Annotated in this window: 27 protein-coding genes; 21 read left to right on the top strand and 6 right to left on the bottom strand. The window is 70.2% G+C overall.

The genetic code is table 11. From position 1 onward, the window contains the following. Positions 1 to 14 precede the first annotated feature (14 nt). Positions 15 to 911 (bottom strand): phosphatase domain-containing protein, encoded by an 897-nt coding sequence (locus PCA76_RS27140; protein WP_272613287.1) that lies wholly within the window; start codon positions 909 to 911, stop codon positions 15 to 17. A gap of 274 nt (positions 912 to 1,185) precedes the next feature. Here PCA76_RS27140 and rpmE point away from each other — a divergent pair, with 274 nt between their 5' ends. Next, positions 1,186 to 1,410, top strand: coding sequence for a 50S ribosomal protein L31 (gene rpmE, locus PCA76_RS27135; protein ID WP_030333150.1), 225 nt, complete (start codon positions 1,186 to 1,188; stop codon positions 1,408 to 1,410). A gap of 99 nt (positions 1,411 to 1,509) precedes the next feature. Next, positions 1,510 to 2,598, top strand: a complete 1,089-nt coding sequence (prfA, locus tag PCA76_RS27130; protein ID WP_272613286.1) for a peptide chain release factor 1 — start codon at positions 1,510 to 1,512, stop codon at positions 2,596 to 2,598. An 82-nt stretch (positions 2,599 to 2,680) separates the two neighbouring features. Here prfA and PCA76_RS27125 read toward each other — a convergent pair whose 3' ends face one another. Continuing rightward, positions 2,681 to 4,228, bottom strand: a complete 1,548-nt coding sequence (locus PCA76_RS27125) for a GGDEF domain-containing protein (RefSeq protein ID WP_272613285.1) — start codon at positions 4,226 to 4,228, stop codon at positions 2,681 to 2,683. 72 nt (positions 4,229 to 4,300) lie between these two features. On the opposite strand from PCA76_RS27125, the gene prmC reads away from it, so the two are divergent. From prmC to PCA76_RS27105, 4 genes are all read left to right on the top strand, one after another. Further along, positions 4,301 to 5,248 (top strand): peptide chain release factor N(5)-glutamine methyltransferase, encoded by a 948-nt coding sequence (gene prmC / locus PCA76_RS27120; protein ID WP_272613284.1) that lies wholly within the window; start codon positions 4,301 to 4,303, stop codon positions 5,246 to 5,248. Further along, positions 5,248 to 5,895, top strand: a complete 648-nt coding sequence (locus tag PCA76_RS27115; RefSeq protein ID WP_272619657.1) for an L-threonylcarbamoyladenylate synthase — start codon at positions 5,248 to 5,250, stop codon at positions 5,893 to 5,895. The genes prmC and PCA76_RS27115 overlap by 1 nt, the downstream gene beginning before the upstream one ends. Next, positions 5,896 to 6,507: an arsenate reductase/protein-tyrosine-phosphatase family protein gene (locus PCA76_RS27110; protein WP_272613283.1), complete on the top strand. Its 612-nt coding sequence runs from the start codon at positions 5,896 to 5,898 to the stop codon at positions 6,505 to 6,507. Between the two features lie 106 nt (positions 6,508 to 6,613). Next, positions 6,614 to 8,728 (top strand): transglycosylase domain-containing protein, encoded by a 2,115-nt coding sequence (locus PCA76_RS27105; RefSeq protein WP_272613282.1) that lies wholly within the window; start codon positions 6,614 to 6,616, stop codon positions 8,726 to 8,728. Positions 8,729 to 8,881: 153 nt separating this feature from the next. Here PCA76_RS27105 and PCA76_RS27100 read toward each other — a convergent pair whose 3' ends face one another. After that, the gene (locus tag PCA76_RS27100) at positions 8,882 to 10,345 is read right to left on the bottom strand and encodes an SDR family oxidoreductase (RefSeq protein WP_272613281.1); all 1,464 of its coding nucleotides are present in this window, start codon (positions 10,343 to 10,345) and stop codon (positions 8,882 to 8,884) included. Between the two features lie 35 nt (positions 10,346 to 10,380). Here PCA76_RS27100 and glyA point away from each other — a divergent pair, with 35 nt between their 5' ends. From glyA to PCA76_RS27035, 13 genes are all read left to right on the top strand, one after another. Beyond that, positions 10,381 to 11,670, top strand: coding sequence for a serine hydroxymethyltransferase (glyA, locus tag PCA76_RS27095; RefSeq protein WP_272613280.1), 1,290 nt, complete (start codon positions 10,381 to 10,383; stop codon positions 11,668 to 11,670). 7 nt (positions 11,671 to 11,677) lie between these two features. Beyond that, complete coding sequence (locus PCA76_RS27090; protein WP_272619655.1) at positions 11,678 to 12,088, top strand: hypothetical protein; 411 nt, start codon at positions 11,678 to 11,680, stop codon at positions 12,086 to 12,088. 192 nt (positions 12,089 to 12,280) lie between these two features. Further along, positions 12,281 to 12,517: an AtpZ/AtpI family protein gene (locus tag PCA76_RS27085; protein ID WP_088991414.1), complete on the top strand. Its 237-nt coding sequence runs from the start codon at positions 12,281 to 12,283 to the stop codon at positions 12,515 to 12,517. Positions 12,518 to 12,528: 11 nt separating this feature from the next. Then, entirely contained in the window at positions 12,529 to 13,326 is a 798-nt protein-coding gene (gene atpB / locus PCA76_RS27080; RefSeq protein WP_272613279.1) for a F0F1 ATP synthase subunit A, read from the top strand. A 66-nt stretch (positions 13,327 to 13,392) separates the two neighbouring features. Then, positions 13,393 to 13,635 (top strand): F0F1 ATP synthase subunit C, encoded by a 243-nt coding sequence (locus tag PCA76_RS27075; RefSeq protein ID WP_272613278.1) that lies wholly within the window; start codon positions 13,393 to 13,395, stop codon positions 13,633 to 13,635. Positions 13,636 to 13,661: 26 nt separating this feature from the next. Further along, the gene (locus PCA76_RS27070) at positions 13,662 to 14,201 is read left to right on the top strand and encodes a F0F1 ATP synthase subunit B (RefSeq protein WP_272613277.1); all 540 of its coding nucleotides are present in this window, start codon (positions 13,662 to 13,664) and stop codon (positions 14,199 to 14,201) included. After that, positions 14,201 to 15,022 (top strand): F0F1 ATP synthase subunit delta, encoded by an 822-nt coding sequence (locus PCA76_RS27065; RefSeq protein WP_272613276.1) that lies wholly within the window; start codon positions 14,201 to 14,203, stop codon positions 15,020 to 15,022. Before PCA76_RS27070 ends, PCA76_RS27065 begins: the two co-directional genes overlap by 1 nt. Positions 15,023 to 15,138: 116 nt before the next feature. Continuing rightward, positions 15,139 to 16,791 carry a F0F1 ATP synthase subunit alpha gene (atpA, locus tag PCA76_RS27060; protein ID WP_272613275.1) on the top strand — a complete coding sequence of 551 codons (1,653 nt, stop codon included), beginning with the start codon at positions 15,139 to 15,141 and terminating at the stop codon, positions 16,789 to 16,791. Positions 16,792 to 16,795: 4 nt separating this feature from the next. Further along, entirely contained in the window at positions 16,796 to 17,725 is a 930-nt protein-coding gene (locus PCA76_RS27055; protein WP_272613274.1) for a F0F1 ATP synthase subunit gamma, read from the top strand. After that, on the top strand, positions 17,725 to 19,161 hold the full coding sequence (atpD, locus tag PCA76_RS27050) for a F0F1 ATP synthase subunit beta (RefSeq protein ID WP_272613273.1): 1,437 nt from the start codon (positions 17,725 to 17,727) through the stop codon (positions 19,159 to 19,161). Before PCA76_RS27055 ends, atpD begins: the two co-directional genes overlap by 1 nt. A gap of 222 nt (positions 19,162 to 19,383) precedes the next feature. Then, the gene (locus tag PCA76_RS27045) at positions 19,384 to 20,526 is read left to right on the top strand and encodes an LCP family protein (protein WP_272613272.1); all 1,143 of its coding nucleotides are present in this window, start codon (positions 19,384 to 19,386) and stop codon (positions 20,524 to 20,526) included. 89 nt (positions 20,527 to 20,615) lie between these two features. After that, positions 20,616 to 20,897: a F0F1 ATP synthase subunit epsilon gene (locus PCA76_RS27040; RefSeq protein ID WP_272613271.1), complete on the top strand. Its 282-nt coding sequence runs from the start codon at positions 20,616 to 20,618 to the stop codon at positions 20,895 to 20,897. A 12-nt stretch (positions 20,898 to 20,909) separates the two neighbouring features. Continuing rightward, positions 20,910 to 21,365 carry a DUF2550 domain-containing protein gene (locus PCA76_RS27035; protein ID WP_272613270.1) on the top strand — a complete coding sequence of 152 codons (456 nt, stop codon included), beginning with the start codon at positions 20,910 to 20,912 and terminating at the stop codon, positions 21,363 to 21,365. Between the two features lie 221 nt (positions 21,366 to 21,586). Here PCA76_RS27035 and PCA76_RS27030 read toward each other — a convergent pair whose 3' ends face one another. Further along, complete coding sequence (locus PCA76_RS27030; RefSeq protein WP_272613269.1) at positions 21,587 to 22,159, bottom strand: cob(I)yrinic acid a,c-diamide adenosyltransferase; 573 nt, start codon at positions 22,157 to 22,159, stop codon at positions 21,587 to 21,589. On the opposite strand from PCA76_RS27030, the gene murA reads away from it, so the two are divergent. Together murA and PCA76_RS27020 are read left to right on the top strand one after the other, a co-directional pair. Beyond that, positions 22,158 to 23,600: a UDP-N-acetylglucosamine 1-carboxyvinyltransferase gene (murA, locus tag PCA76_RS27025; protein ID WP_272613268.1), complete on the top strand. Its 1,443-nt coding sequence runs from the start codon at positions 22,158 to 22,160 to the stop codon at positions 23,598 to 23,600. The two genes, PCA76_RS27030 and murA, sit on opposite strands and share 2 nt — an antisense overlap. A gap of 114 nt (positions 23,601 to 23,714) precedes the next feature. Beyond that, positions 23,715 to 24,563 carry a 3-hydroxyacyl-CoA dehydrogenase family protein gene (locus tag PCA76_RS27020; RefSeq protein ID WP_272613267.1) on the top strand — a complete coding sequence of 283 codons (849 nt, stop codon included), beginning with the start codon at positions 23,715 to 23,717 and terminating at the stop codon, positions 24,561 to 24,563. A gap of 160 nt (positions 24,564 to 24,723) precedes the next feature. Here PCA76_RS27020 and PCA76_RS27015 read toward each other — a convergent pair whose 3' ends face one another. Next, positions 24,724 to 25,569, bottom strand: a complete 846-nt coding sequence (locus tag PCA76_RS27015) for an ABC transporter permease (RefSeq protein ID WP_272613266.1) — start codon at positions 25,567 to 25,569, stop codon at positions 24,724 to 24,726. Beyond that, the gene (locus tag PCA76_RS27010; RefSeq protein ID WP_272613265.1) at positions 25,566 to 26,417 is read right to left on the bottom strand and encodes an ABC transporter ATP-binding protein; all 852 of its coding nucleotides are present in this window, start codon (positions 26,415 to 26,417) and stop codon (positions 25,566 to 25,568) included. Before PCA76_RS27010 ends, PCA76_RS27015 begins: the two co-directional genes overlap by 4 nt. Between the last annotated feature and the right edge of the window lie 4 nt (positions 26,418 to 26,421).

Below are 26,421 nucleotides of genomic sequence, written 5' to 3'. Positions count from 1 at the left end.
GGGGCCCGCACACCTCAGAAGTCGCCGTCGGCCACCTGGAAGACGGTGAGGCCGAGGGCTCGCCACATCTGGACCACCTGGACGCGGTCGTCGAAGACGCCGGCCACCCGGTAGCGGTCCCGGATCTCCCGGTCGTAGATCTCCCGCTTGACGATCGAGTCCTTGCGCGAGTCGCCGACAGCGCGCAGGTGCAGGCCGAGGTAGGGGACCCGTACGTGGCGGGCCAGCCACGCCTCGGTGGCCGCGCGGGCGGAGCCGTCCCGCCCGGAGCAGAAGACCACCCCGTATCCGGCGGCGTGCATCGCCCGGACCGCCGCGATCACCGCGGTGTTCGGCTGGTCCTCGCCGACCCGGGTCATGTCGTACGGGCTGCGTGAGACGGCCAGCGCCACGGTGCCGTCGATGTCCACCAGGACGATCTCCGGTGGCTCGGTCGACGGCGGGTGCACGACGGCGGGGGGCCCGGTGCGGGCCTGCGGCACCGGCAACGGCAGTGCCCGCCCCTCCAGGTACCGCTCGTGCAGCCGGCGGATCGCGTCCGCGCCGACCTGGTCGGCAGCCGGGCGGGCGGCGTCGCGGCGCAGGCACTCGGCCAGCGGTACGTCGGTGAAGTCGTGCACCTCGAACTCCGCGCCGTGGCGGGCGGCCAGATCGGCCCAGCCTCGCAGCGTCCGTGCGCGCAGGTTGGTGTCGTCCACGCAGACGTCCGCTCGGGCCTGCAGCAGCGCCTCGACCTGGGCCCGCTGTACGGCGGTCACCTGCGCCTCGGCCCACTGGGTGAAGAGCCGCTCGCCGTGCAGCATTCGGCGCAGATCGTCCCGGTTGACCCGCAGAACGGACGGCTGGAGCGTGCGGGCGAACGTCGTCTTACCCGAGGCGGGCAGTCCCCGGGTGGCGATCAGGCGGGTCATCGGCACACCTCCGGCTCGACGGGCGTACCCCTCACGGGGTACCGGGCGGCGGTCCGCCGGGTGGGCGAATGCCCGGCCGGGGGGCGGGAATGCGGACGGGGAGGCACGTGTTGACGATGCCGGACGAGGTGTGCGGCCCGATTACCGGGTCGGCTCAGGCCCATGGCACACTGGTCAATCGGCCACCGGTTCCGGTTCACGCCCGAGCCCGTCGCGTACGGCGCGACGAGCGATGACGGCGACCCGGCGACCACCAACGAGAGGACCGAGCGAGATGAAGGCAAACATCCACCCGGAGTACGTGACCACCGAGGTCAGCTGCTCCTGTGGCAACACGTTCACGACCCGCAGCACCGCCAAGGGCGGGGCGATCCACGCCGAGACCTGCAGCGCCTGCCACCCGTTCTACACCGGTAAGCAGCGCGTTCTCGACACCGCCGGCCGGGTCGCGAAGTTCCAGCAGAAGTACGCCAAGGTTCAGGCCAAGAAGGCCAAGTAACTCCTCGTTCGGCGCCCGCGTCCGGTTTCATGCCGGACGCGGGCGCCGTCCGCATTTCGCGCAGTTTTTGGCACGCACCGTCGAAGGAGCATCCGCAGCATGAGCAGCGAGCGTCTGGCCGGCCTCCTCGACGAGTACGCGGAGCTGGAGAAGCGGTTGGCCGATCCGGCCATCCACGCCGACCAGGCCACTGCGCGCAGGGTCGGCCGCCGGTACGCCGCGTTGGTGCCGCTGCACAAGGCCGCCGATGAGCTGGAGCAGGCCCGCGCCGACCTGACCGCGGCTCGCGAGCTGGCCGCCGAGGACCCGTCGTTCGCGGGTGAGGCGGAGGCCATCGCCGTGTCCCTGCCGGTGCTGGAGGAGCGCCTCGCCGAGCTGCTCATTCCGCGCGACCCGCACGACGCCAAGGACGTGATCGTCGAGATCAAGGCCGGTGAGGGTGGCGAGGAGTCGGCGCTCTTCGCGGGTGACCTGCTGCGGATGTACACCCGGTACGCCGAGCGGCACGGCTGGATCACCGAGGTGATCGACGCACAGGATTCCGACCTCGGCGGGGTCAAGGACGTCTCCCTGTCGATCAAGACCAAGGGTGTGCCGGAGGGCGGCAACGGCGTCTGGTCGCGACTCAAGTGGGAGGGCGGCGTGCACCGGGTGCAGCGCGTCCCGGTCACCGAGTCGCAGGGCCGCATCCACACCAGCGCCGCCGGTGTGCTGGTGTTGCCGGAGGCCGAGGACGTCGACGTCACCATCGACCAGAACGACCTGCGTATCGACGTGTTCCGCTCGTCCGGCCCGGGCGGCCAGTCGGTGAACACCACCGACTCGGCGGTGCGGATCACCCACCTGCCGACCGGCATCGTCGTCTCCTGCCAGAACGAGAAGTCCCAGTTGCAGAACCGGGAGCAGGCGATGCGGATCCTGCGGGCCCGGCTGCTCGCCGCCGCCCAGGAGCAGGCTGACGCCGCCGCCTCGGATGCCCGCAAGGCGCAGGTGCGCACGGTGGACCGCTCGGAGCGGATCCGCACCTACAACTACCCGCAGAACCGGATCACCGACCACCGGATCGGCTACACCGCGTACAACCTGGACCTGGCACTCGCCGGCGAGCTGGACGGGGTGCTGGACGCCCTCACCGAGGCCGACCGCGCGGCCCGCCTTGCCGGCGACACGGAACTCACCCGCCGCTGACGGCCACACGCGGCCGTCCAGCCAGGCGCGCGGCGGCCATGCGCGGCCATCCAGCCAGGCGCGACGTCGTCGGCGCGGGCGATCAGCTCGCGCGGGGTCGGGACTTGGCGCGGAGCATTTCCCGGTCGGCCTGCTCGAAGGCGACGCTGAGCGCGTTTCGTAGCCCGCTGCCGCCGGAGACCTCCGCGAAGCCGATGCTCACCCCGACCGGGGTCCCCGGCACCAGCGACTCCCAGTCCTCAAGTCGGACGGCGGCCTCGATCCGGCGGGCCACCTCGGCGGCCTCGGCCATGCCGGTGTCCGGAAGCACCACCACGAACTCGTCACCGCCGTAGCGGGCCACGAAGTCGCCCCGGCGCATCACCCGGTTGATCACCCCGGCGATGCGTTGGAGCACCAGGTCGCCGGAGTGGTGGCCGTGGCGGGTGTTGACCGCCTTGAAGCCGTCCAGGTCGCAGACGCCGATCACCACCCGCTCGCCGCGGGTGACCACGGCCGTGATGTACCGCTCCAACCGGCGCCGGTTGGGCAGCCCGGTGAGCGGATCGGTCAACGCTTCGCCCTCGAACCGCGCCGCTTCGCGGCGCATCTCCTCGTGGTCGATGCGGGCGGCGATGCCGTCGATGTAGACGTCCCGCAGGCGGTCGTTGCGCTGGGCGGCGAGCCGGAACGCCAGCCGGTCGGCCCGATGCGCCGCCGCGTGGTCCCCGGCGCGGGCCAGCGCGATGCTGCGCAGCCGCGCGGGCTCGGCCGCCCCGAGCGTCTCGGTGGACACCTGGATCGTGTCCAACCGGGTGACCGCCTCGATCGGCCGCCCGTCGGCGACGGCGAGGCACACCTGCCCGAGCTGACGCATGTCGCGGGCGCGGGCGCTGTCCCCACCGTGGCTGATCAACCGGGCTGGCTCGGCGTCCCCGTCGGTTTCCACCTGGTCGCCGAGCGCGGCCTGTCGGGCCGCCGCGTAGCCGTACGCGGCGAGGCTGCTCGGGCGCAACCGGCCGGCCCGCCCGGTGCGGACGAAGCGGGCCAGGTCGGCGGCCACGTCCCGGAGCACCCGCAGACAGCCGTCGCTGTCGCCGTTGTGGTCCAGTGCCACGGCGTTACGCAGCCGGATGCCCGGCGCGGCGAACGTCTCCTCCGGGATTCCGGCGGTCAGCCCGAGCTGCCGGGCCCGCTCGATGGCGCCCAGCGCGTACCCGTGGAAGCTGAGGTAGCTGTAGGCCATGGCCAGGTCGTGCCAGCCCCAGGCGGTGTCCCGGTCCGGGTCTTCCACGGCGCCGAGTGCCCGGGCGGCTCTGACGAGGTGCGTGACGCAGCGGTCCAGTGCACCCTGGTGGTGGGCGGCGAGCGCGGCCAGCGCGTTGAGGTGCCCGTGCAGGTATGGCTCGGCGAGGTCACGGACCGCCGCCGACGCCTCCTCGATGGCTCGGGTGAACTCCGCTGTCCGACCGAGATTGATCAGCGCGGAGAGTCGCTGCACCATCGCGTCCGCTCGCGCCGCCGGGTCGGTTGTGGTGCGGATCACACGCTCCAGCAGGACGTACGACTCTGCGGAACGACTGGCCTCCTGCAACGCCCGGGCGTGCGTGAGGGCGTCAACCTGGTCATCGACCCGGTCGAGCCAGCCCACTCGCGAACCTCCTGTCGTGCGCGCCTGGGCGCACCTTTCGTCACGTCGCCCGCGACGCTTCATGATTATGTCGTGAGTACTCTGCCGCAACACCCCCCCGAAGGGACAGGTCCCACCCGCCCGTCCGCCGCAGTGGCCCGAGCGGCCCGCGCGCTCGCCGCCGCCGGGGTCGGCTCGGCCCGGGTGGAAGCCGAGTTACTGGCCGCGTACGTGCTGGGGGTGCCCCGGGGTCGGCTGGCGCTCGCCGACGACCTCGACGCCGATCAGGTGGCGCGGCTCGACGGCCTGACCCGCCGTCGTGCCGGGCACGAGCCGTTGCAGCACCTGACCGGCCGGGCCGGGTTCCGACACCTCGAACTGGCGGTCGGCCCGGGTGTCTTCGTGCCGCGGCCGGAGACCGAGCTGCTGGCCGGCTGGGGCGTCGAGCAGGCCCAGGGCCGGCCCGACCCGGTGGTGGTCGACCTGTGCAGCGGCTCGGGCGCGATCGCGCTGGCGGTGGCTCAGGAGCTGCCGGGGGCACGGGTGATCGCGGTGGAGCGGTCCCCGGCGGCGTTGGTCTGGTTGCGGCGCAACGCGGCGGAGCGGGCCGCGGCGGGGGACCGGCCGATCGAGGTGGTCGAGGCCGACGTGACCGCGCCGGACCTGCTGGAGGCCCTGGTGGGCCGGGTGGACGTGCTGCTCTGCAACCCGCCGTACGTGCCGGACGCTGTGGTGGTCCCGCCGGAGGTCGCCGGGCACGACCCGGCGGAGGCGGTCTTCGGCGGAGCGGACGGGCTGGCGGTGATCCGGCCGGTCGTCACCCGGGCGGCGGTGCTGCTGCGGCCGGGCGGCGTGTTCGGTGTCGAGCACGACGACACACACGGCGCGGCGGTGCCCAGGCTGCTCGCCGAGGAGGGCTGGTTCACCGCCGTCACGGAGCATCAGGACCTCACCGGACGCCCCCGCTACGCCACCGCGTCCCGACGGGCGGACGGCCAGCACGCCCCGATCGGCGCGGCGTGGCAGACTGACTCCTCGTGATGCTCTACGACTGCCGGTCCCCCGCCGATCGGGACCGCGGCATCGCTGCGGCGATCGAGGCGGTCAAGAACGGCGAGCTGGTCGTTCTTCCGACGGACACCGTGTATGGGATAGGCGCGGACGCGTTCACCCCGTACGCGGTCAAGGCGCTGCTGGACGCCAAGGGCCGGGGGCGGCAGATGCCGCCGCCGGTGCTGATCGGCTCGCGGCACACCCTGGACGGGTTGGTCTTCTCGCTGCCCACGGCCGCACGGGACCTCGTGGAGGCGTTCTGGCCTGGCGCGTTGACCATCGTGGTCGAGCACTCGCCGAGCCTGCAGTGGGACCTCGGCGACAAGACGGGCACGGTCGCGGTGCGGATGCCGCTGCACCCGGTGGCGTTGGAGGTGCTGCGCGAGACCGGCCCGATGGCGGTCTCGTCGGCCAACAAGACCGGCCAGCCCGCCGCGGTGACCGCCGAGGAGGCGCGTGACCAGCTCAGCTACTCGGTGCGGGCATACCTGGAGGCCGGGCCGTGCCCGGACCCGGTGCCCAGCACGATCGTGGATCTGACCGGTGAGGTGCCGCAGCTGTTGCGGGCCGGGGCGATCCCACTGGAGAAGCTGCGCGACGTGGTGCCGGATCTCATCGACGGCCGGGGGGTCTGAGTGCCCCCGTTCACGGTCCTGCACGTCTGCATGGGCAACATCTGCCGCTCGCCGATGGCGGAGCGGCTGCTTGCCCTCGCGGTGCGGGAACGGTTGACGCGGCGTGCCCAGGACCCCGCTGGGGCCGAGGAGTTGGTGCACAGCCACAGCGCCGGCACGGGTGGTTGGCACGCGGGCGAGGAGATGAACCCGCCGGCGGCGCGGCAGGTCACCGGCCGTGGTGGGGACGTCGAGGGGTTCGCCGCGCGCAAGCTGCGCTCGGACCACATCGACGCCGCCGACCTGGTCCTGACCGCCACCGCCGACCAGCAGGAGTACGTGGTGGCGCTGCGCCCGGACGCGGCCGCCCGCACGTTCGTGCTGGGTGAGTTCGGCCGGCTGCTGGCCGCGGTGGACGCCGCCGCGTTGCCGCCGGGCGACGCGACCCCGGAGGCCGTGTACGCCAGGGGTGTGGCCCTGGTGGCGGCGGCGCACGATGCCCGGTTGGGCGCTTCGGCGCTGCCCACCGATGATCTGGACGACCCGTGGGGTCGCGGCGACCAGTGCTTCAGCCGGGTCGCTGACGAGATCGAGGAGACAGTCCACCCGCTGGCCGGCGCACTGCTGCCCTGAGCGCGGTGCGAGTTTCCTCCGGGTTTGGGGAAAACCCAGGGCTAAAGGGGCGTTCCGGGTCATTCTGAACGGGTCCTAGCGTGACCGGCTCCTGCGGGGAGAGCTGATGATCCGGGCCCGACTCGACAAACTGCTGACCGTGGCGATCGCCGGTGTACTGGCCGGGTTGCTGCTGGCCGCAGCCGCCCTGCCGGCGGCCCTGGTCCTCGGGATCGGCTTCAGCGCCCTGTCCACGCCGTACTCGGAGCTGCCGAACACGCTCCGTACGCCACCCACTGCCCAGCGATCCAACCTCTACGCCAACGACGGCACCACCCTGATCACCTCCTTCTACCAGGAGGACCGGGTGGACGTGCCGCTGCGCGAGGTGGCCCCGGTCATGCGCCAGGCGATCGTGGCCGCCGAGGACGTCCGGTTCTACCAGCACAGCGGGGTGGACCTGCGAGGCGTGGTGCGGGCGTTCACCGTCAACAAGCGCGACGGCCGGACCCGGCAGGGTGCCTCCACGCTGACCATGCAGTACGTCCGCAACGTGCTCGGCAACGACCCCCGGCTGACCGAGGCGCAGCGCGAGGCCGCCACCGAGGTCACCACCGTCCGCAAAATCCAGGAGATGCGGTACGCGCTCGCGCTGGAGCGGGAGCTCGACAAGGAGGAAATCCTCGCCCGCTACCTCAACATCGCCTACTTCGGCGCCGGGGCGTACGGCATCGCGGCGGCCAGCAAGCGCTACTTCTCCCGGTCCCCGGCCGAGCTGACCCTGGCCCAGGCGGCGCTGCTGGCCGGCCTCGTCCGGTCGCCGGACAGCGACGACCCGATCAACGGCGACGCCGACAGCGCGCTGGTGCGGCGGTCGTACGTGTTGGAGCGGCTGGTGGAGTCGGGGCAGGTGCCGGCGGACGCGGCGGCGGCGGCGCACAACGAGCCATTGCAGCTACGGCCCAGTGAGACCCCGAACGACTGCACGGGGGTGCCCGAAGCCCACAATGATTGGGGCTTCTTCTGCGACTGGTTCACCCGCTGGTGGAGCAACCAGTCCGCGTTCGGGGCGACGGCCGACGAGCGGCAGCGCACCCTGCGCCGGGGCGGGTTCTCCATCGTCTCGTCGCTGGATCCGGGGGTGCAGCGGGTCACCACCGAGCAGGTGCTGAAGATCTACCGGCCGACGAGTGCCGAGGCGGCGCCGACCGCGGTGGTGCAACCGGGCACCGGGCGGGTGCTGGCGATGTCGGTGAACCGCACCTACAGCGTGGCGGACAACCCGGTCGGGCAGAAGAACCGCCCGAACACGGTCAACCAGTTGATCGCCGGCGGCGGTGCGATCGAGGGGTACCAGGGCGGCTCCACGTTCAAGCTCTTCGCCATGCTGGCCGCGTTGGAGTCCGGCCTGCCGCTGTCGACCGATTTCGTGGCTCCGACCCAACTGCTCACCCGCTTCCCGGTGACCGGAGAGGCGAGCTGCGACGGTCACTGGTGCCCGGCGAACGCCAACCCGTCGTCGATGGATGGTCCCCGGAACATGTGGAGCGCGTTCGGCCGCTCGGTGAACACGTACTTCGCCTGGCTCACCGAGAAGGTCGGCGCCGACCGGGTGGTGGAGATGGCCGAGCGGCTCGGCATCATGCTGCGGGCCGACTCCGACGCGAAGCTGGCCCGCTACGGCGCGAAGAACTGGGGTCCGTTCACCCTGGGCGTGGCCGCGACCACACCGTTGGACCTCGCCAGCGCGTACGCCACGGTGGCGGCCGAAGGAACCTGGTGCGCGCCGCTGCCGGTGGTCTCGATCACCGACTCGGGCGGGCGGCCGGTCGACGCCGCCAAGCCGGACTGCCGGCAGGTGCTCGACGCCGACGTGGCCCGGGCGGCCACCGACGCGGCCCGCTGCCCGGTCGGCGACCAGTCGATGTACGGGCGTTGCGACGGTGCCACCGCATCCGGCCTGCGCGCGAAGCTCGGTCGTCCGGTGGCGGGTAAGACCGGCAGTTCGGAGCGCTACGAGACGGAGACGGTGGTGGCGTTCACGCCGCAGCTCGCGGTCGCCTCGATGGCGGCGAACCCGGACGATCCCCGGGACGCGGTCGGTCAGGCGGTGCAGGCCCAGATGGTGAACGCGGTGGGCGAGGTGCTCGCCGCCGCCCTGCGCAACCAACCGGTCCGCGACTTCGTCCCGCCGAGCGAACGAACCGCCTTCCAGGTAACCGAAGCCCGCGCCGGCAACTAACCCCCCAGCCCCCCGCCCAGTCCAGTCCAGTCGATCATGGAATTGTGGTGGGCGCTAGCTCCACAAACACCCCTTTTGTAGGGCACCACAACTCCATGATCGACACAGGGAGCGGTGGGGGGGCGGCGGGGAGCGGTGGGTGGGGTGGGGGGATCAGGGGGTTTGTTCTGCGTTGCGCGCTATGTTGCGGGCCATTCCGCCGAAGACCACCGCGTGGAAGGGTGCCACCGATCCCCAGTACGCGTGCCCGCTCAGCCCGCGTGGCAGGAAGACCGCGCGTTGCTGGTAGCGGCTGCGGCCGCCGTCGGCCGGTAGCACCCGCATCTCCAGCCAGGCCCGGCCGGGCAGCCGCATCTCGGCGCGCAGCCGCAGCAACTCGCCCGGAATGATCTCCTCGACCCGCCAGAAGTCCAGCGCCTCGCCGACCTGTAGGCGATGCGGGTCGCGTCGGCCCCGACGCAGCCCGACGCCGCCGACCAGCCGGTCCAGCCAGCCCCGGATCGACCAGGCGAGCGGGAACGAGTACCAGCCGTGTTCGCCGCCGACGCCCTCGATGACCCGCCAGAGCGCCGCGGGTGGCGCATCCACTGCCCTCTCCCGGACGTCGGTGTAGGCGGTGCCGCCGGACCAGTCCGGGTCGGTGGGCAGCGGCTCGGCGGGCGCGTCCGGGCCGCTCGCGGTCGACCAGCGGGTCTCCACCTGGGCATCGCGCACCTTGGCGAGCGCCAGAGCCACCGCCTCGTCGAAACCGGTCAGCCCTCCGGGTGGGTCGGGCACGTACCGGGCGATGTCGTGTTCGTGTGCGACAGCCTCGTGGATCAAGCTCTCCACCAGGGGACGGGCGATCGCGTTCGGCACCGGGGTGATCAGGCCGACCCAGTGTGAGGAGAGCGACGGGGTGAGCGGACGGACCGGCACGATGATCCGCCGTCGCAGCCCGGCCACCCGCGCGTAGCGCTGCATCATGTCGAGGAAGGTCAGCACGTCCGGCCCGCCGATGTCGAAGCCCCGGTTGACCTCCGGTGGCAGCGACGTGCAGCCGGCCAGGTAGCGCAGCACGTCTCGGACCGCGATCGGCTGGATCCGGTTGCGGACCCAGCGTGGGGTGACCATGGCGGGCAGCCGTTCGGTCAGGTAGCGCAGCATCTCGAACGACGCCGAGCCGGAGCCGATGATCACCGCGGCGCGGAGCACCGCCGTGGGCACCCCGCTGGACAGCAGGATCCGGCCCACCTCGGCCCGGGACCGCAGGTGCGGGGAGGGGACCTCCTCGTCGGACGCCGGCTCCGGGCCGCCCAGGTAGACGATCCGGCGTACGCCGGCCGCGCGGGCCGCCGCCGCGAAGTTGGTCGCCGCTGTCCGGTCGGCCTCCTCGAAGTCGGGCCGGCCCAGCGAGTGCACCAGGAAGTAGGCGACGTCCACGTCGGCGAACGCGGCGGGCAGCGTCTCCGACCGGCTCAGGTCCCCCTCGACGATCTCGGCCGCTGAGGCCCAGGGCACGTCGCGCAGCCGCCCGGCCTTGCGGGCGAGGCAGCGGACGGTGTTCCCGTCGGCGAGCAGCAGCGGCGTCAGCCGCCCGCCAATGTATCCCGTGGCTCCCGTGACGAGGCATCTCACGGGTTCCAGTGTGCTGCCCCCTAGACTCGTTCGCTGTGGACACCGAGACGAGCACCTTCTGGGGGCCGGATTTCGCGCAGCTCAGAGCCACCGACCCGGAGATCGCCGGGGTGGTCCTCGGCGAGCTGGACCGGTTGCGGGGCGGCCTGCAGCTCATCGCCAGCGAGAACCTGACCTCGCCGGCGGTGCTGGCCGCGCTCGGTTCGACGCTGACCAACAAGTACGCCGAGGGCTACCCGGGCCGGCGCTACTACGGCGGCTGCGCCGAGGTGGACCGGGCCGAGGAGATCGGCATCGCCCGTGCCAAGGAGCTCTTCGGGGCGGAGCACGCCAACCTCCAGCCGCACTCCGGGGCGAGCGCCAACCTGGCCGCGTACGCCGCGCTGGTGCAGCCGGGGGACACGGTGCTGGCGATGGACCTGCCGCATGGTGGGCACCTCACCCACGGCAGCCGGGTGAACTTCTCCGGCAAGTGGTTCCACCCGGTCGGCTACCCGGTCCGGCCGGACACCGAGCAGCTCGACTACGACGAGGTACGGGACCTGGCGCGGGCGCACCGGCCCAAGCTGATCATCTGTGGTGCCACCGCGTACCCCCGCCTGATCGACTTCGCCCGGTTCCGGGAGATCGCCGACGAGGTCGGCGCGTACCTGATGGTGGACGCCGCGCACTTCATCGGCCTGGTCGCCGGCCGGGCGATCCCGTCCCCGGTGCCGTACGCCGACGTCGTCTGCGCCACCACCCACAAGGTGCTGCGCGGCCCGCGCGGCGGCATGATCCTCTGCCGCGAGTCGCTGGCCCAGCGGATCGACAAGGCGGTCTTCCCGTTCACGCAGGGCGGCCCGCTGATGCACGCGGTCGCCGCGAAGGCGGTCGCGCTGCGCGAGGCCGCCCAACCGGAGTTCCAGACGTACGCCAGGCAGGTGGTCGGCAACGCCCAGGCGCTCGCCGCCGGGTTGGCCGACGAGGGGATGCGCCCGGTGTCCGGCGGCACCGACACCCATCTCGCCCTGATCGACCTGCGGGAGCTGGGGGTGACCGGCGCCGACGCCGAGCGACGCTGCGACGCCGCGTCGATCACCCTGAACAAGAACGCCATCCCGTACGACCCGCAGCCGCCGATGGTGGCCTCCGGCATCCGGGTGGGCACGCCGAGCGTCACCACGCAGGGAATGCGGGAGGGGGAGTTGCGGCAGGTCGCGACCTTGATCGCCCGTGCCGTGCGGGCCGATCCCGGGGCACCGGGCGGCGCCGACGAGCTGACCCGGGTCGGTGCCGAGGTGGCTGAGCTGGTTGCGGCGTTCCCGGCGTACCCCCGTGGCTGAGCCCGGGATGGTCGAGGCGGACGCCGACCGGCGCTGGCGGCTGCGACACCTGCCGGTGCTCCTGGCCGCGTCGGCGGCGCTCGCCGCGGTCGCCGCCGTGGTGGGCGGGGTGACCGGCGGCGCGACGGCCGCGCTCGGCGGGGCGGCCGGCGTCGGCGTCACGGTGCTCAGCTACACCCTCACCACAGTGGTGTTGGCCCGGGCCGACCAGATCAACCCGCAGTTGCTGCTGCCGCTCGGGCTGGGCCTGTACGTGCTGAAGTTCACCCTGCTGGGTGTGGTGATGGTGGCGGTGGCATCCACCGGCTGGCCCGGGTTGATCCCGCTCTGCCTCGGCATCGTCGCCGGGGTGGCAGTGTGGACGGCGGTGCACATCTGGTGGCTGACCACGGTGCACGCCCGTCGGCCGCGGGGCTGACCTGGCCGTCGGCCGGTCGTCGTCCCAACCAGCGGACGCGCCGCAATGTGTCGGCCTCCGGTCATTTTCCGACGGGCGGAAGGGGAGTAGCGTGCCCACAGACGACGGCGCCCACGAGATGCCCACACAACCACGGTTGTGCGGGGGGTGAGGCACAGCCTCGTCTTCCCGGCTGATATCGTTCGCCCCGTCATGGCTGGTGACCAAACCCCCCGTCCCGCCGGTGAACCGGACGATTATCCGTCCGGCGCCGGTCAGGGTTGGACCGCGCTCAGCTACCTCATCGGAGGCATGCTCGTGTGGGGTTTCATCGGCTGGCTGGTTGACCAGTGGCTCGACACCGGTGGCGTCGCCACTGGGATCGGCGTCGTGCTCGGCATGGCCGGGGGGATCATCCTCGTCGTCCGCCGGCTCGGCACGCCTACTTAGGAAGGGACGCGGTGTTCGGACAGGCGAACGTTCTGGCAGCGGGCCAGGCGGCATTCCCACCCAGTGTGGAGGACTTCTACCTGCCCAGCATCCTGCCCTGGGGTGCAGAAAATTCGTACTGGTTCACCAAGATCACGGCGATGGTCTGGATCGCGGTCGGCGTCCTGATCATCTTCTTCCTGGCGACCTACCGGAACCCGCAGCTGGTGCCGACCAAGAAGCAGTGGTTCGCCGAGTCGATCTACGGCTTCGTGCGGAACAACATCGCGGTCGACATGATCGGTCACGCGGGTGTGCGGTTCGCCCCTTACTTCACGACGCTGTTCTGCTTCGTGCTGTTGACGAACGCGTTCGCGATCATCCCGTTCTTCCAGATCTCGCCGAACTCGCACATCGCCTTCCCGGCGATCCTCGCGATCATCAGCTACGTGCTGTTCAACTACATCGGCATCCGGCACCACGGCTTCGTGAAGTACTTCAAGAACTCGCTGATCCCGCCGGCACCGTGGTACATCCTGCCGCTGCTGATCCCGATCGAGCTCTTCTCGACCTTCATCGTCCGGCCGTTCTCGCTCGCGGTTCGTCTCTTCGCGAACATGTTCGCCGGTCACATGCTCCTGCTGGTCTTCACGCTCGGCGGCTTCGCCATGCTGAGCGCAAACGCCTGGCTGGCTCCGGTTTCGGTGCTCTCCTGGGTGATGACCATCGCGCTCACCTTCCTTGAGTTCCTGGTGATCTGCCTGCAGGCATACGTCTTCACCGTCCTCACTGCCAGCTACGTGCAGGGCGCGCTCGCCGACGAGCACTGATCCACCGCACCATCCGTTGTCGTCCCGCGTGAGAGTCACGTGTGATAACCAGGAGGAACCACACCAATGGACGCTAGCGTTCTCGCCGAGGTCACCGGTAGCACCGCTGCCATCGGCTACGGTCTCGCCGCCATCGGCCCGGGCATCGGCGTTGGCCTGGTCTTCGCTGCCTACATCCAGTCGACCGCCCGTCAGCCGGAGTCGTCCCGGATGACCCTGCCCTACGTCTGGATCGGCTTCGCCGTCATCGAGGCGCTGGCGCTGCTGGGCATCGCCTTCGGCTTCATCTGGGCCGGCACTGCAGCCTGATTCCGCCCTTCGACCGGGAGGTAACCATGTTTTTCCTCGCCGCTGAGGGTGGTGAGTCGACCCACAACCCGATCATCCCGCTCTGGCAGGAGATCGTGGTTGGTTCGGTCGCCTTCGCCGTGCTCTGCTTCGTGTTGATGAAGTTCGTCTTCCCGCGCATGGAGCAGACGTTCCAGGCTCGGGTCGACGCGATCGAGGGCGGCATCAAGCGCGCCGAGGCCGCCCAGGCCGAGGCGAACCAGCTGCTCGAGCAATACCGCGCCCAGCTCGCTGAGGCTCGGACCGACGCCGCCAAGATCCGTGACGACGCTCGGGCCGACGCCGAGGGCATCCGGCAGGACATCCTCGCCAAGGCGCGGGAAGAGTCCGACCGGGTCATCCAGGCTGGCAAGGACGCGCTCGCCGCCGAGCGGGCCACCATCGTGCGTGAGCTGCGCATCGAGGTCGGCACGATCGCGGTGGACCTGGCCAGCAAGATCGTCGGTGAGTCGCTGGCCGACGAGGCGCGGCGCAAGGGCACCGTCGATCGGTTCCTGGGCGGCCTTGAGAGCACGGGGGCCCGCTGATGCAGGCCGCCAGCCGGGAGTCGTACAAGGTCGCGGCCGAGCGCCTCGACGCGTACGTCCGCGGCACCGACGCGGTCGCCGTGGCTCATGCCGCGAACGACCTGCTTGCCGTGGCCGGGCTGCTGCGACGGGAGCCTCGGCTGCGCCGGGCGCTCTCGGACCCGGCCCGGTCCGGCGCGGACCGCGCCGAACTGCTCGGCGGGATGCTGCGCGGCAAGGTCGGCGATGGCGCGCTCGAACTGCTCGCCACGCTGGTCTCCGGCCGCTGGTCTGCACCGTCGGAGTTGCTCGACGCCGTCGAGCGGCTCGGCGTGGAGGCGGTGCTGGCCAGCGTCGAAGCCGCCGGTGACCTGGGCGAGGTCGAGGACGAGCTGTTCCGCTTCGGGCAGGTCGTCGCCGGCCAGCCCGCGCTCTCGGCGGTGCTGTCCAACTCCGCGGCTCCGGTGGACCAGCGGGGGGTCCTGGTCGGCGAGCTGTTGGCCGGCAAGACTCGCCTGGCCACCGTCCGTCTCATCGAGGTGGCGCTGTCCGGCTTCGGGGGGCGCTCCTTCGGCGGATCGCTCACCCGGCTCGTGGAACTCGCCGCCGAACGGCGGGACCGGCAGGTGGCGTACGTCACCGTGGCGGCCCCGTTGAGTGACGAGGAAGAGCGCCGGCTCGGTGCGAGCCTCGCCGCGATATACGGTCGAGAGGTCTCCGTCAAGCAGACGGTCGACCCCGCGGTCCTGGGCGGCGTGAGCGTTCGGGTCGGCTCCGACCTGTACGACGGCACCATCCTGCGCCGCCTCAACGAGACCCGCAACGCGCTCGCGAAGCGCTGAGCGGCTCTGCCGCCCAGCGATGGGGCGGCCCGCCGCGCAGCGCCCGGATTGACAGACGCCATTCGGACCGGTTGGTACTAGGTATCCCGGGCCCCTGAATTTTAAGGAAGCAGAGGATGGCCGAGCTGACCATCTCGACGGAGGAGATCCGCGGCGCCCTGGAGCGCTACGTCTCCTCTTACTCGTCCGACGTCTCCCGCGAGGAGGTCGGCACCGTCGCCGACACCGGCGACGGTATCGCCCACGTCGAGGGCCTGCCCTCGACCATGACCAACGAGCTCCTGGAGTTCGAGGACGGCACGCTCGGCGTGGCGTTGAACCTCGACGTCCGGGAGATCGGTGTCGTCGTTCTCGGTGACTCCGCCAAGCTGGAGGAGGGGCAGCGCGTCAAGCGCACCGAGCGGGTTCTCTCCGTTCCGGTCGGCGATGCCTTCCTCGGCCGCGTGGTCAACGCGCTTGGCGAGCCGATCGACGCGCTTGGCGACATCGCCAACGAGGGCTTCCGCGAGCTGGAGCTGCAGGCTCCGAACGTGATGTCCCGGCAGTCCGTCTCCGAGCCGCTGCAGACCGGCATCAAGGCCATCGACGCGATGACCCCGATCGGTCGGGGTCAGCGGCAGCTGATCATCGGTGACCGGAAGACCGGTAAGACCACGGTCGCCCTGGACGCCATCCTCAACCAGCGGGACAACTGGCGCACCGGCGACCCGAAGAAGCAGGTTCGCTGCATCTACGTCGCCATCGGCCAGAAGGCCTCCACGATCGCCTCCATCAAGGGGCAGCTCGAGGAGGCGGGCGCGATGGAGTTCACCACCATCGTGGCCTCCCCGGCCTCCGACCCGGCCGGCTTCAAGTACCTCGCCCCGTACACCGGCTCGTCCATCGGGCAGCACTGGATGTACGGCGGCAAGCACGTCCTGATCGTCTTCGACGACCTGAGCAAGCAGGCCGAGGCGTACCGGGCCGTGTCGCTGCTGCTGCGTCGTCCGCCGGGCCGTGAGGCGTACCCGGGTGACGTCTTCTACCTGCACTCCCGCCTGCTGGAGCGCTGCGCGAAGCTCTCCGACGAGCTGGGTGGCGGCTCGATGACCGGCCTGCCGATCATCGAGACGAAGGCCAACGACATCTCGGCCTTCATCCCGACCAACGTCATCTCGATCACCGACGGCCAGATCTTCCTGGAGACCGACCTGTTCAACCAGGGCGTTCGTCCGGCGATCAACGTCGGCACCTCGGTCTCCCGGGTCGGCGGCGCCGCGCAGGTCAAGCCGATGAAGAAGGTCGCTGGTTCGCTGCGGCTCAACCTTGCCCAGTACCGCGAGCTGGAGGCGTTCGCCGCCTTCGCCTCCGACCTGGACCGGGCCTCGCAGAACCAGCTGAACCGCGGTTCGCGCCTGGTGGAGCTGCTCAAGCAGCCGAACTACTCGCCGTACCCGGTGCAGGAGCAGGTCGTCTCGGTCTGGGCCGGCGTCGAGGGCAAGCTGGACGACATCCCGGTGGGTGAGGTCAAGCGCTTCGAGTCGGAGTTCCTCCAGTACCTGCGTCACAAGCACGCGGGTGTGCTGGCCGGAATCGCCGACAACCAGTGGAACGATGACATCATCGGCTCCCTGGACACCGCGATCAGCGAGTTCAAGCAGGTCTTCCTCGGCAAGGAGGACGAGCGTCGGGTCAACGACGAGCCGGCCAAGCCGCTCGAGGGCGACGAGAACCGCGAGACGGTGACCCGCTTCCGCGACGGCGCGACCGACCGCCCGGCCGAGAGCTGATCCCATGGCCGCTCAGGTACGCGTTCTTCGTCAACGAATCCGCTCGGCGAAGTCGATGAAGAAGATCACCAAGGCGATGGAGCTCGTGGCGACGAGCCGGATCGCCAAGGCTCAGGCCCGGGTGCAGGCGTCCCTGCCGTACGCCCAGGCCATCACCGGTGTGCTCACGGCGCTGGCGTCCAACGCGCGGATCGACCACCCGCTGCTGACCCCGCGCGAGCGGGTGCGGCGGGCGGGCGTCCTGGTGGTCACCAGCGACCGTGGCCTGGCCGGCGGCTACAGCTCCAACGCGATCAGGATGGCGGAGTCGCTGATCGCTCGGCTCAAGGCGGACGGCAAGGAGCCGGTGCTCTACGTCATCGGGCGTAAGGGCGTCGGGTTCTACCGGTTCCGCGACCGGTCGATCGAGGCGAACTGGACCGGGTTCAGCGAGCAGCCGTCGTTCGAGGACGCCCGTACCGTTGGTGAGACGCTGATCAAGGCGTTCACGGCCGGTGCGGACGACGTCGACGGCAGTGCCGGGGCGGACGGGGTGCTCGGCGTCGACGAGTTGCACATCGTCTACACCGAGTTCCACTCGCTGATGACGCAGACCCCGGTCACCAAGGTCATCGGTCCGATGCAGGTGGAGGACCGGCCGCGCTCCGAGGGGCTGCTGCCGGCGTACGAGTTCGAGCCGGAGGCGGAGGCGCTGCTCGACGCGCTCCTTCCGAGGTACATCAACACGCGGATCTACGCGGCGTTGATCGAGTCGGCGGCGAGTGAGTCGGCGGCACGGCGGCGGGCGATGAAGAGCGCCACCGACAACGCCGAAGACATGATCGACAAGTACACGCGTGAGATGAACTCGGCCCGGCAGGCCGGGATCACCCAGGAGATCAGCGAGATCGTCGGCGGCGCGAACGCGCTGGCCGCGTCGGGAAGTGAAGTGTGATGACTGCACCAGTAGAGACCAAGACGGCCACGGGTCGCGTGGTCCGGGTCATCGGCCCGGTCGTCGACGCCGAGTTCCCGCGCGACGCCATGCCGGCCCTGTTCAACGCCCTCAACGTCAAGGTGAACCTGTCGGGCGGTGAGAAGACGCTGACCCTGGAGGTTGCCCAGCACCTGGGTGACAACCTGGTCCGTGCCATCTCGATGCAGCCGACCGACGGCCTGGTTCGTGGCGCGGAGGTGAAGGACCGGGGTGAGCCGATCACCGTTCCGGTGGGCGACGCGGTCAAGGGCCACGTGTTCAACGCGATCGGCGAGTGCCTCAACCTCACCGAGGGTGAGACGCTCCAGGCCGACGACCGGTGGGGCATCCACCGCAAGGCCCCGGCCTTCGCGGACCTGGAGCCGAAGACCGAGATGCTGGAGACCGGCATCAAGGTCATCGACCTGCTCGCCCCGTACGTCAAGGGCGGCAAGATCGGCCTGTTCGGCGGCGCGGGCGTGGGCAAGACGGTGCTCATCCAGGAGATGATCACCCGGGTGGCCCGCAACTTCGGTGGTACGTCGGTGTTCGCCGGCGTGGGTGAGCGCACCCGTGAGGGCAACGACCTCATCGCCGAGATGACCGAGTCCGGCGTCATCGACAAGACCGCGCTGGTCTACGGCCAGATGGACGAGCCGCCGGGCACCCGGCTGCGGGTGGCGCTCTCCGCGCTGACCATGGCGGAGTACTTCCGGGACGTGAAGAAGCAGGAGGTGCTGCTCTTCATCGACAACATCTTCCGCTTCACGCAGGCCGGTTCGGAGGTGTCCACCCTGCTCGGCCGTATGCCGAGCGCCGTGGGTTACCAGCCGACCCTGGCCGACGAGATGGGCGAGCTCCAGGAACGGATCACCTCCGTCCGGGGCCAGGCCATCACCTCCATGCAGGCGATCTACGTGCCGGCGGACGACTACACCGACCCCGCCCCGGCCACCACGTTCGCCCACCTGGACGCGACCACCAACCTGGAGCGGTCGATCTCCGACAAGGGCATCTACCCGGCCGTGGACCCGCTGGCGTCCTCGTCCCGGATCCTCGCCCCGGAGTTCGTCGGCGCCGAGCACTTCCAGGTCGCCACCGAGGTGAAGCGGATCCTGCAGCGCTACCGCGACCTGCAGGACATCATCGCCATCCTCGGTATCGAGGAGCTCTCCGAGGAAGACAAGATCACCGTGGCTCGGGCCCGGCGGATCGAGCGCTTCCTCTCGCAGAACACCTACGCTGCTGAGCAGTTCACCGGCGTGCCGGGCTCGACGGTCCCGATCAAGGAGACCATCGAGGCGTTCCGCAAGATCAGCGAGGGTGAGTACGACCACTTCCCCGAGCAGGCGTTCTTCATGTGTGGCGGTCTCGAGGACCTTGAGGCCAAGGCTGCGGAGCTGATGAAGGACTGACAGCTCGATCGAATCTGCAACAAAAAGACTGCCCCGGCAATGCCGGGGCAGTCTTTTGTTCATGTTCGCGTCTTACCATCGTCGCGGTCCGTTACTCGTGGTCGTCGGTCCCGACCCACCCGAGATACGGTCGGTCCGCGCGCTCACCTGAACGAGCGTTGATCTTTGCAACCTTTCGGCGACGTGCGCCCGTCTTCCTCCTCGTGGGCGTAACGAACGGAGATGCTCGTGGGTAAGGCCGGCAAGAGTGGCCGCAAGAGGTCCGTCTGGCGGGGTGTGCCGCGCTGGGCCAGGATCTGCACGGTGTTCGGCACTGTGCTGACCGTGCTCAGCGGGGCGGTGCTGGTCGGCACTGAGGTGCTCATGGCGCGCTACGAGGGAGCGGTCGGCAAGGCCGACCTGTTCGGCGATCAGGCGGCGGGTGCCCAGGCGAAGAAGAGCGAAATCAAGGGCCCGCTCAACATCCTGCTCGTCGGCATCGACCCGCGTACGCCGACGGCGGCGCCCCTTGCCGACTCGATCATGGTGCTGCACGTGCCGGCGTCGATGGACCGCGCCTACCTGTTCTCGCTGCCGCGAGACCTCTACGTGCACATCCCGGCGTTCAAGAAGGCCGACTTCCTCGGCGAGACGACGAAGATCAACGCGGCCATGTCGTTCGGCAGTAAGGTGCCGGGGGGCAACCCCGACGCGGCGCGGGGCTTCGAGCTGCTGGCCACCACGGTGCAGAACGTGACGGGCATCAAGCGTTTCGACGCCGGCGCGATCATCAACTTCACCGGGTTCCAGAAGATCGTCGATGCCATGGGCGGCGTCGACATGTACATCGAGCGGGACGTGAAGTCCGAGCACAAGCAGCCGGACGGTAAGCCACGGCCGGGCAATACGCGCGGCGAGGGCTACGTCGGCCCGCAGGCGATCTACAAGAAGGGCAACCACCACCTCAGCGGGTGGCAGGCGCTGGACTACGTCCGGCAGCGTTACCCGAAGAACGGCGTCCCGGACTCCGACTACGGCCGGCAGCGCCACCAGCAGCAGTTCGTCAAGGCGATGGTCGGCCAGGCGTTCAGCTCCGACGTGGTGGCCAACCCGATCAAGCTGGACAAGGTGCTCCGTGCGGCGGGCCAGTCGCTGATCTTCAACGGGCGGGGCAACAGCGTGGTCGACTTCGGGCTCGCCCTGAAGGACATCCGCCCCAACACCATCCAGATGATCAAGCTCCCCGGTGGTGGGGTCTTCGACGGCAAGAAATACCTGGGCGAGCAGTTCCAAGCAGGTGTCCCAGACTTCTTCACCGCCCTGCATGGCGAGCAACTCGACCCGTTCCTGCTGGAGCACCCGGAATTCCTGAACAAGACCAAGTAGGCGTGGCGCAGTTCTCCCCAACCCGTGTTGGGGGCGCGGCGGCGTCAGGCTAGACTTTCGGCAATCCGTAGCCGCAGCAAGGAGACAGCGTGGCACAGCAGCTTCACGTCGAGCTCGTCGCCGTCGAGGAGAAGGTCTGGTCGGGTGACGCCGAAATGGTCGTCGCTCGGACGACCGAAGGCGAGCTCGGTGTCCTGCCGGGGCACGCGCCGCTTCTCGGCCAACTCGCCGAGCCTGGCCAGGTACGCATCAAGCTTGCTGGCGGTGAGCAGGTCTCCTACGACGTGGCCGGCGGCTTCCTCTCGGTGAGCGCAGACGGCGTCACCGTGCTGGCTGAGAGCGCAACCCCGGTTTCCGCACAGAGCCGCTGAGTCATACCGGGGATGGAGATCGTCGAAGGGTTCGGGATCGGCGTTCTCGTCATCCTCGGCGCGCTGCTCATCCTCTTCGGCCGGCGAGCTCTGGTCACCCGCAGCGGCGGCATCATCCGGCTCAGCGTCCGGGTCACCACTATGCTCGACGGCCGTGGCTGGTCGCCCGGCTTCGGCCGGTTCGCCGGTGACGAGCTGCGCTGGTACCGGATGTTCAGCTTCGCGATCCGGCCCAAGCGGGTGCTGTCGCGCAAGGGGCTGGCGGTGGAGCGCCGCCGGTTGCCCGAGGGTCAGGAACGGCTCTCCATGCCGGCCGACTGGGTGATCCTCCGCTGTACCAGTCACCACGCACCGGTGGAGATCGCCATGGCGCGGTCGACCGTGACCGGTTTCCTCTCCTGGCTCGAGGCCGCCCCTCCGGGGGCGGTCTCGCCGCGTGTGGCCTCCCAGGACTGGCCGGCTGCCTGACCCCTCGCGCCGGGGTTGTCGAGCGGGCGTGATCAACACGGTATTGGCGATGTCGGGGTGTCCTGGTGGCTTGGACACCCCGACATTGCTGATCGGGAGTTGATCACGGGACCGCCAGCCCTGGAGCAGCGTCAGCCGTACGGCGAGGAGTCAGCCTCAGCTACGCGTGGCGGCGGTCAGATCGGGAACACACACCTCGACGTGGTGCAGAGCACCGACGTTCAGCGCTTGCCGCCCGGCACCCATAACACATCTCCAGCCGGATTTGCCGTTCTTGACAGGATAAAGAGCAGATCGGAGAGCCGGTTGAGATACTTTGCCGGGAGCGTGCTGGTCCGTTCCGGATCGTGGCTGACCAGCGCCCACGCCGCCCGTTCCGCACGCCGGGCGACGGTCCGCGCCACGTGCAGCAGCGCCGCACCCGCGGTGCCGCCGGGGAGGATGAAGGAGTCGAGCTTGCTCAGGCGTGCGTTGTACTCGTCGCACCAGCCCTCCAGGCGCTCGACGTACTCCTCGGTCACCCGCAGCGGCGGATACTTCGGCTCCGGCTCGACCGGGGTGGACAGGTCGGCGCCGACGTCGAACAGGTCGTTCTGCACCGACCCCAGCACACCGCGCAGTTCGTCGTCGAGCTCGCCCAGGGCGAGCGCGACGCCGATCGCCGCGTTGCACTCGTCGACATCCGCGTACGCGGCGATCCGTGGATCGGTCTTCGGCACCTGCTCGTTGTTGCTCAGCCTGGTCATGCCGGCATCGCCGGCCTTGGTGTAGATGCGCGTGAGGTGGACGGCCATGACGCACAGCCTACGGATTCCCGATCTGACGATCCCGGTGCGGCCGGACAGCACCGCCAGTTGGCCGGTGGTGGCGGGCCCTGGCGACGCTGGCGATGCGGCGGTCAACGATGTCGACGTCATCCGGGTCCACGGTGACGCCCGACTGGCCGGCACGGTGCACGTGGTTGGCGCCAAGAACTCGGCGCTGAAACTGATGGCCGCCGCGCTGCTCGCACCGGGCCGCAGCGTGATCACGAACGTCCCACGGATCACCGACATCGCGATCATGGGGGAGGTGCTGCGCCGGCTGGGCTGCGACGTCCAGTTCGACGCGGACGACCCGGTCGACCCGATGGTCGCTCGCGGTGGCGTGGCCCGGTCCCGTTCGGTGACCATCGACGTGCCCGACCAGCCGGGCGCGGAAGCCGACTACGACCTGGTCCGACGGTTGCGGGCGTCGATCTGTGTGCTCGGCCCGCTGCTGGCCCGCCGAGGGTACGTGCGGGTGGCCCATCCCGGCGGCGATGCCATCGGGTCACGTGGGCTGGACATGCACGTCTCCGGGCTGACCCGGATGGGCGCGGAGATCTCCGGTGAACATGGGTTCGTCATCGCCTCCGCCCCGCACGGGCTGCGCGGCGCGGACATCGTGTTGGACTTCCCCAGTGTCGGTGCGACCGAGAACCTGGTGATGGCGGCGGTGCTGGCCCAGGGCACCACGATGATCGACAACGCGGCCCGGGAGCCGGAGATCGTCGACATCTGCACGATGCTCAACGAGATGGGCGCGCGGATCTCCGGCGCGGGCACATCCACGCTGCGGATCACCGGGGTGCCCGGTCTGCGCCCGGTGCGGCACGCCACGGTGGGGGACCGGATCGTCGCCGGCACCTGGGCGTTCGGCGCGGCGATGACCCGCGGAGACGTGACGGTGACCGGGCTGGATCCGGCGTACCTGGAGGTCGCGCTGGACAAGGTGGTGGCGGCCGGCGGCCTGGTGGAGACCCGGGGGGACGGCTTCCGCGTACGAATGGACGACCGACCCCGGGCGGTGGACGTGGTGACGCTGCCGTATCCCGGCTTCGCCACCGACCTGCTGCCGATGGCGATCGGGCTGGCGGCGGTCAGCGACGGAGCCTCCCTGATCACCGAGAACATCTTCGACGGTCGGTTCATGTTCGCCAACGAGATGATGCGGCTCGGCGCGGACATCAAGACCGACGGGCACCACGCGGTGGTCCGCGGACGGGACAGGCTCTCCGGTGCCCCGGTGCGGGCCACCGACATCCGCGCGGGCGCGGGGTTGATCATCGCGGGGCTCTGCGCCGAGGGGGTCACCGAGGTCTCCCACGTGCACCACGTCGACCGGGGCTACCCGGACTTCGTGGCCGACCTGCGTGCACTCGGGGTGGCGGTCGAGCGGGGCACCACGCCGGAGGAACCCTCGCTGGACATCTGACGCCGACGCCGACCAGGCCAGGGGCTGTTGGGTCTCCCGACAGCCCCTTAGTCGTCGTTCAGGCTCGCCGACTAGGGTGCAGGCAGGCACTCAATCGCAGCGAGGGAGAAGTAGATGGCGGGTCGACTCGCGGTCGTCGGGGCTGGGTTGATGGGTTCTGGCATCGCCCAGGTGGCGGCGCAGGCGGGCTGGCAGGTGACGCTGCGCGACCTGGACGAGGCCGCCACCACCCGAGGGCTCGGCGGCATCCGGAAGTCGCTGGAGAAGTTCGCCGAGAAGGGCCGGATCGAGGCGTCCGAGGTCGAGGAGACGCTCGCCCGGATCACCCCGACCACCGATCTGGAGGCGGCGGCGGACGCGGACATCGTGGTCGAGGCGGTCTTCGAGCGGCTGGAGATCAAGCACGAGGTGTTCCGCGCCCTGGACAAGATCTGCAAGTCGGACGCGGTGCTCGCCACCAACACCTCGGCCATTCCGGTCACCCAGATCGCCGCCGTGACCGAGCGGCCCGAGGCGGTCGTCGGCACCCACTTCTTCTCCCCGGTGCCGATGATGCAGCTCTGCGAGCTGGTTCGCGGTTACAAGACCAGCGACGCCACGCTGGACACCGCACGGGCCTTCGCCGAGGAGATCGGCAAGACGGTGGTGGTGGTCAACCGGGACATCGCCGGCTTCGTCACCACCCGGCTGATCTCCGCCCTGGTGGTGGAGGCGGTCAAGCTGGTCGAGTCCGGCGTGGTGTCCGCAGAAGACCTGGACACGGCCTGCCGGCTGGGCTTCGGTCACGCGATGGGCCCACTGGCCACCACCGACCTGACCGGCGTGGACGTGCTCCTGCACGCCTCGAAGAACATCTACACCGACACCGCCGACGAGAAGTTCTTCCCGCCGGAGTTGCTCCAGCGGATGGTCACCGCCGGTGACCTGGGCCGCAAAACCGGCAAGGGCTTCTACACGTACTAAACCCACCGCCCCGCGCCCCGCCGCCCCTCCCCGCCGCCCCTCCCCGTCGATCTAGGGCAAAGCGCTGTCGTTGGAGATCAACAAACGACAACGAGCCCTAGATCGGCGGGGAGGGGCGCGGGCGCGGGGAGGGGAGGGGCGGGGCGTGGGGGTGGGGCGGTTAGCCGTCTCGTTTGGTGGTCCAGCGGAAGGTGGTCATGCAGAGCACCACACCGATCACGCACCACAGGGCCAGTACTAGCGCGACTCGGCCCAGCTCGAACGAGCCGCCCGGCTCCTGAGCGCCGAAGCTCTCGGGCAGGAAGACCGACCGCAGCCCCTGGCACATCCACTTGAGCGGGAACAGCGCCGCCACCTGCTGCATCCAGGTGGGCAGGTCGGTGAAGACGAAGAACACCCCGGAGATGAACTGGAGCACCAGGGCGACCGGGGTGACCACCGCCGAGCCGCTGCGGGCGGTGCGGGCCAGCGACGAGATCGCGATGCCGCACAGCGTGCACGCGGTCACCCCGAGCACGGCGACCCAGCCGAAGGTGAGCCACTTGCCGGCGGTGCCCGGCAGGTCGAGGTCGAACAGCGCCACCGCGACGGCCAGCAGCAGCGCGGTCTCGGCGATGCCGATCGCCACCACCATGATCACCTTGCCGGCGAACCAGACCCACTTCGGCATCGGCGTGCCCCGGTAGCGCTTGAGCACGCCCCGGTCCCGCTCGATCGGGATCCAGATGCCGAGGTTCTGGAAGCTCACCGTCATCAGGCCGGTCGCGATCATGCCGGTGATGAAGTATTGGGTGAACTTGACCCCGCCGCCGATCGTGCCGTCGAAGATCGCCGCGAAGATCAGGATCATGATGATGGGGAAGCCCATCGTGAAGACCACGGACTCCCGGCTGCGCAGGAACTGGGTGATCTCCAGCCGACCCTGGCGCAGGGCGAGCGCGCCCGCCCCCGGCCGCCGGCCGCGGGTCGCGGTGACCGGCGTCGCCGGCTTCGTCGTGGTCGTCATCGCGCGTGTCCGATCATGGTGAGGTAGACGTCCTCCAGGGTTGGCCGGGTCACCGTGAGCCCGGGGACCTCGCCGCCGTGACGCGCGGCGAGGTCGGCCACGAAGGCCGTCGGCGTCGCGCTCTGCGCGCTCTCCAGCGTCCCTTCCGGGGTACGCCAGGAGACCGTCGCCAGGGCCTCCTGCCGATTGCCCAGCCGGTTGGGAGCGGCCACCTCGACCAGCCGACCGCCGGCGATCACGCCGACCCGGTCGGCGAGGGACTCGGCCTCGTCCAGGTAGTGGGTGGTGAGCACGATGGTGGTGCCGGCCGCCGCGAGGTCGCGGATCAGCTCCCAGAACTCGCGGCGGGCCTCCGGGTCGAAGCCGGTGGTCGGCTCGTCGAGGAAGAGCAACTCGGGGCGGCCGATGATGCCCAGGGCCACGTCCAGGCGGCGCTTCTGCCCGCCGGAGAGAGTGTGTGTGCGGGCCTTCGCCTTGCCGGCCAGCCCGACCCGCTCGATCACCTTCTCCGGGTCGTCGGCGTCCGGGTAGAAGCCGGAGAAGTGCCGGATCACCTCGGCCACGGTCAGCTCGTCGAACTCGCCGGTGCCCTGGAGCACGATGCCGACCCGGGAGCGCCAGTCGGCGTCAGGTTTGGCCGGGTCCGCGCCGAGCACGGAGACCTCGCCGGCATCCCGGTGTCGGTAACCCTCCAGGATCTCCACGGTTGTGGTCTTGCCGGCGCCGTTCGGGCCGAGCAACGCGAACACCTCGCCACGGTGCACGTCGAGATCCACGCCAGCAACCGCCACGTTTTCGCCGTACGCCTTGCGCAGCCCCCGTACGGAGATCGCCAACTCATCATCCATGGCG

It is taken from the genome of Micromonospora sp. LH3U1, from assembly GCF_028475105.1.
GTDB lineage: Bacteria > Actinomycetota > Actinomycetes > Mycobacteriales > Micromonosporaceae > Micromonospora.
The sequence above is the reverse complement of the archived record's forward strand: the minus strand, read 5'-3'. Positions and strand labels throughout refer to the sequence as shown.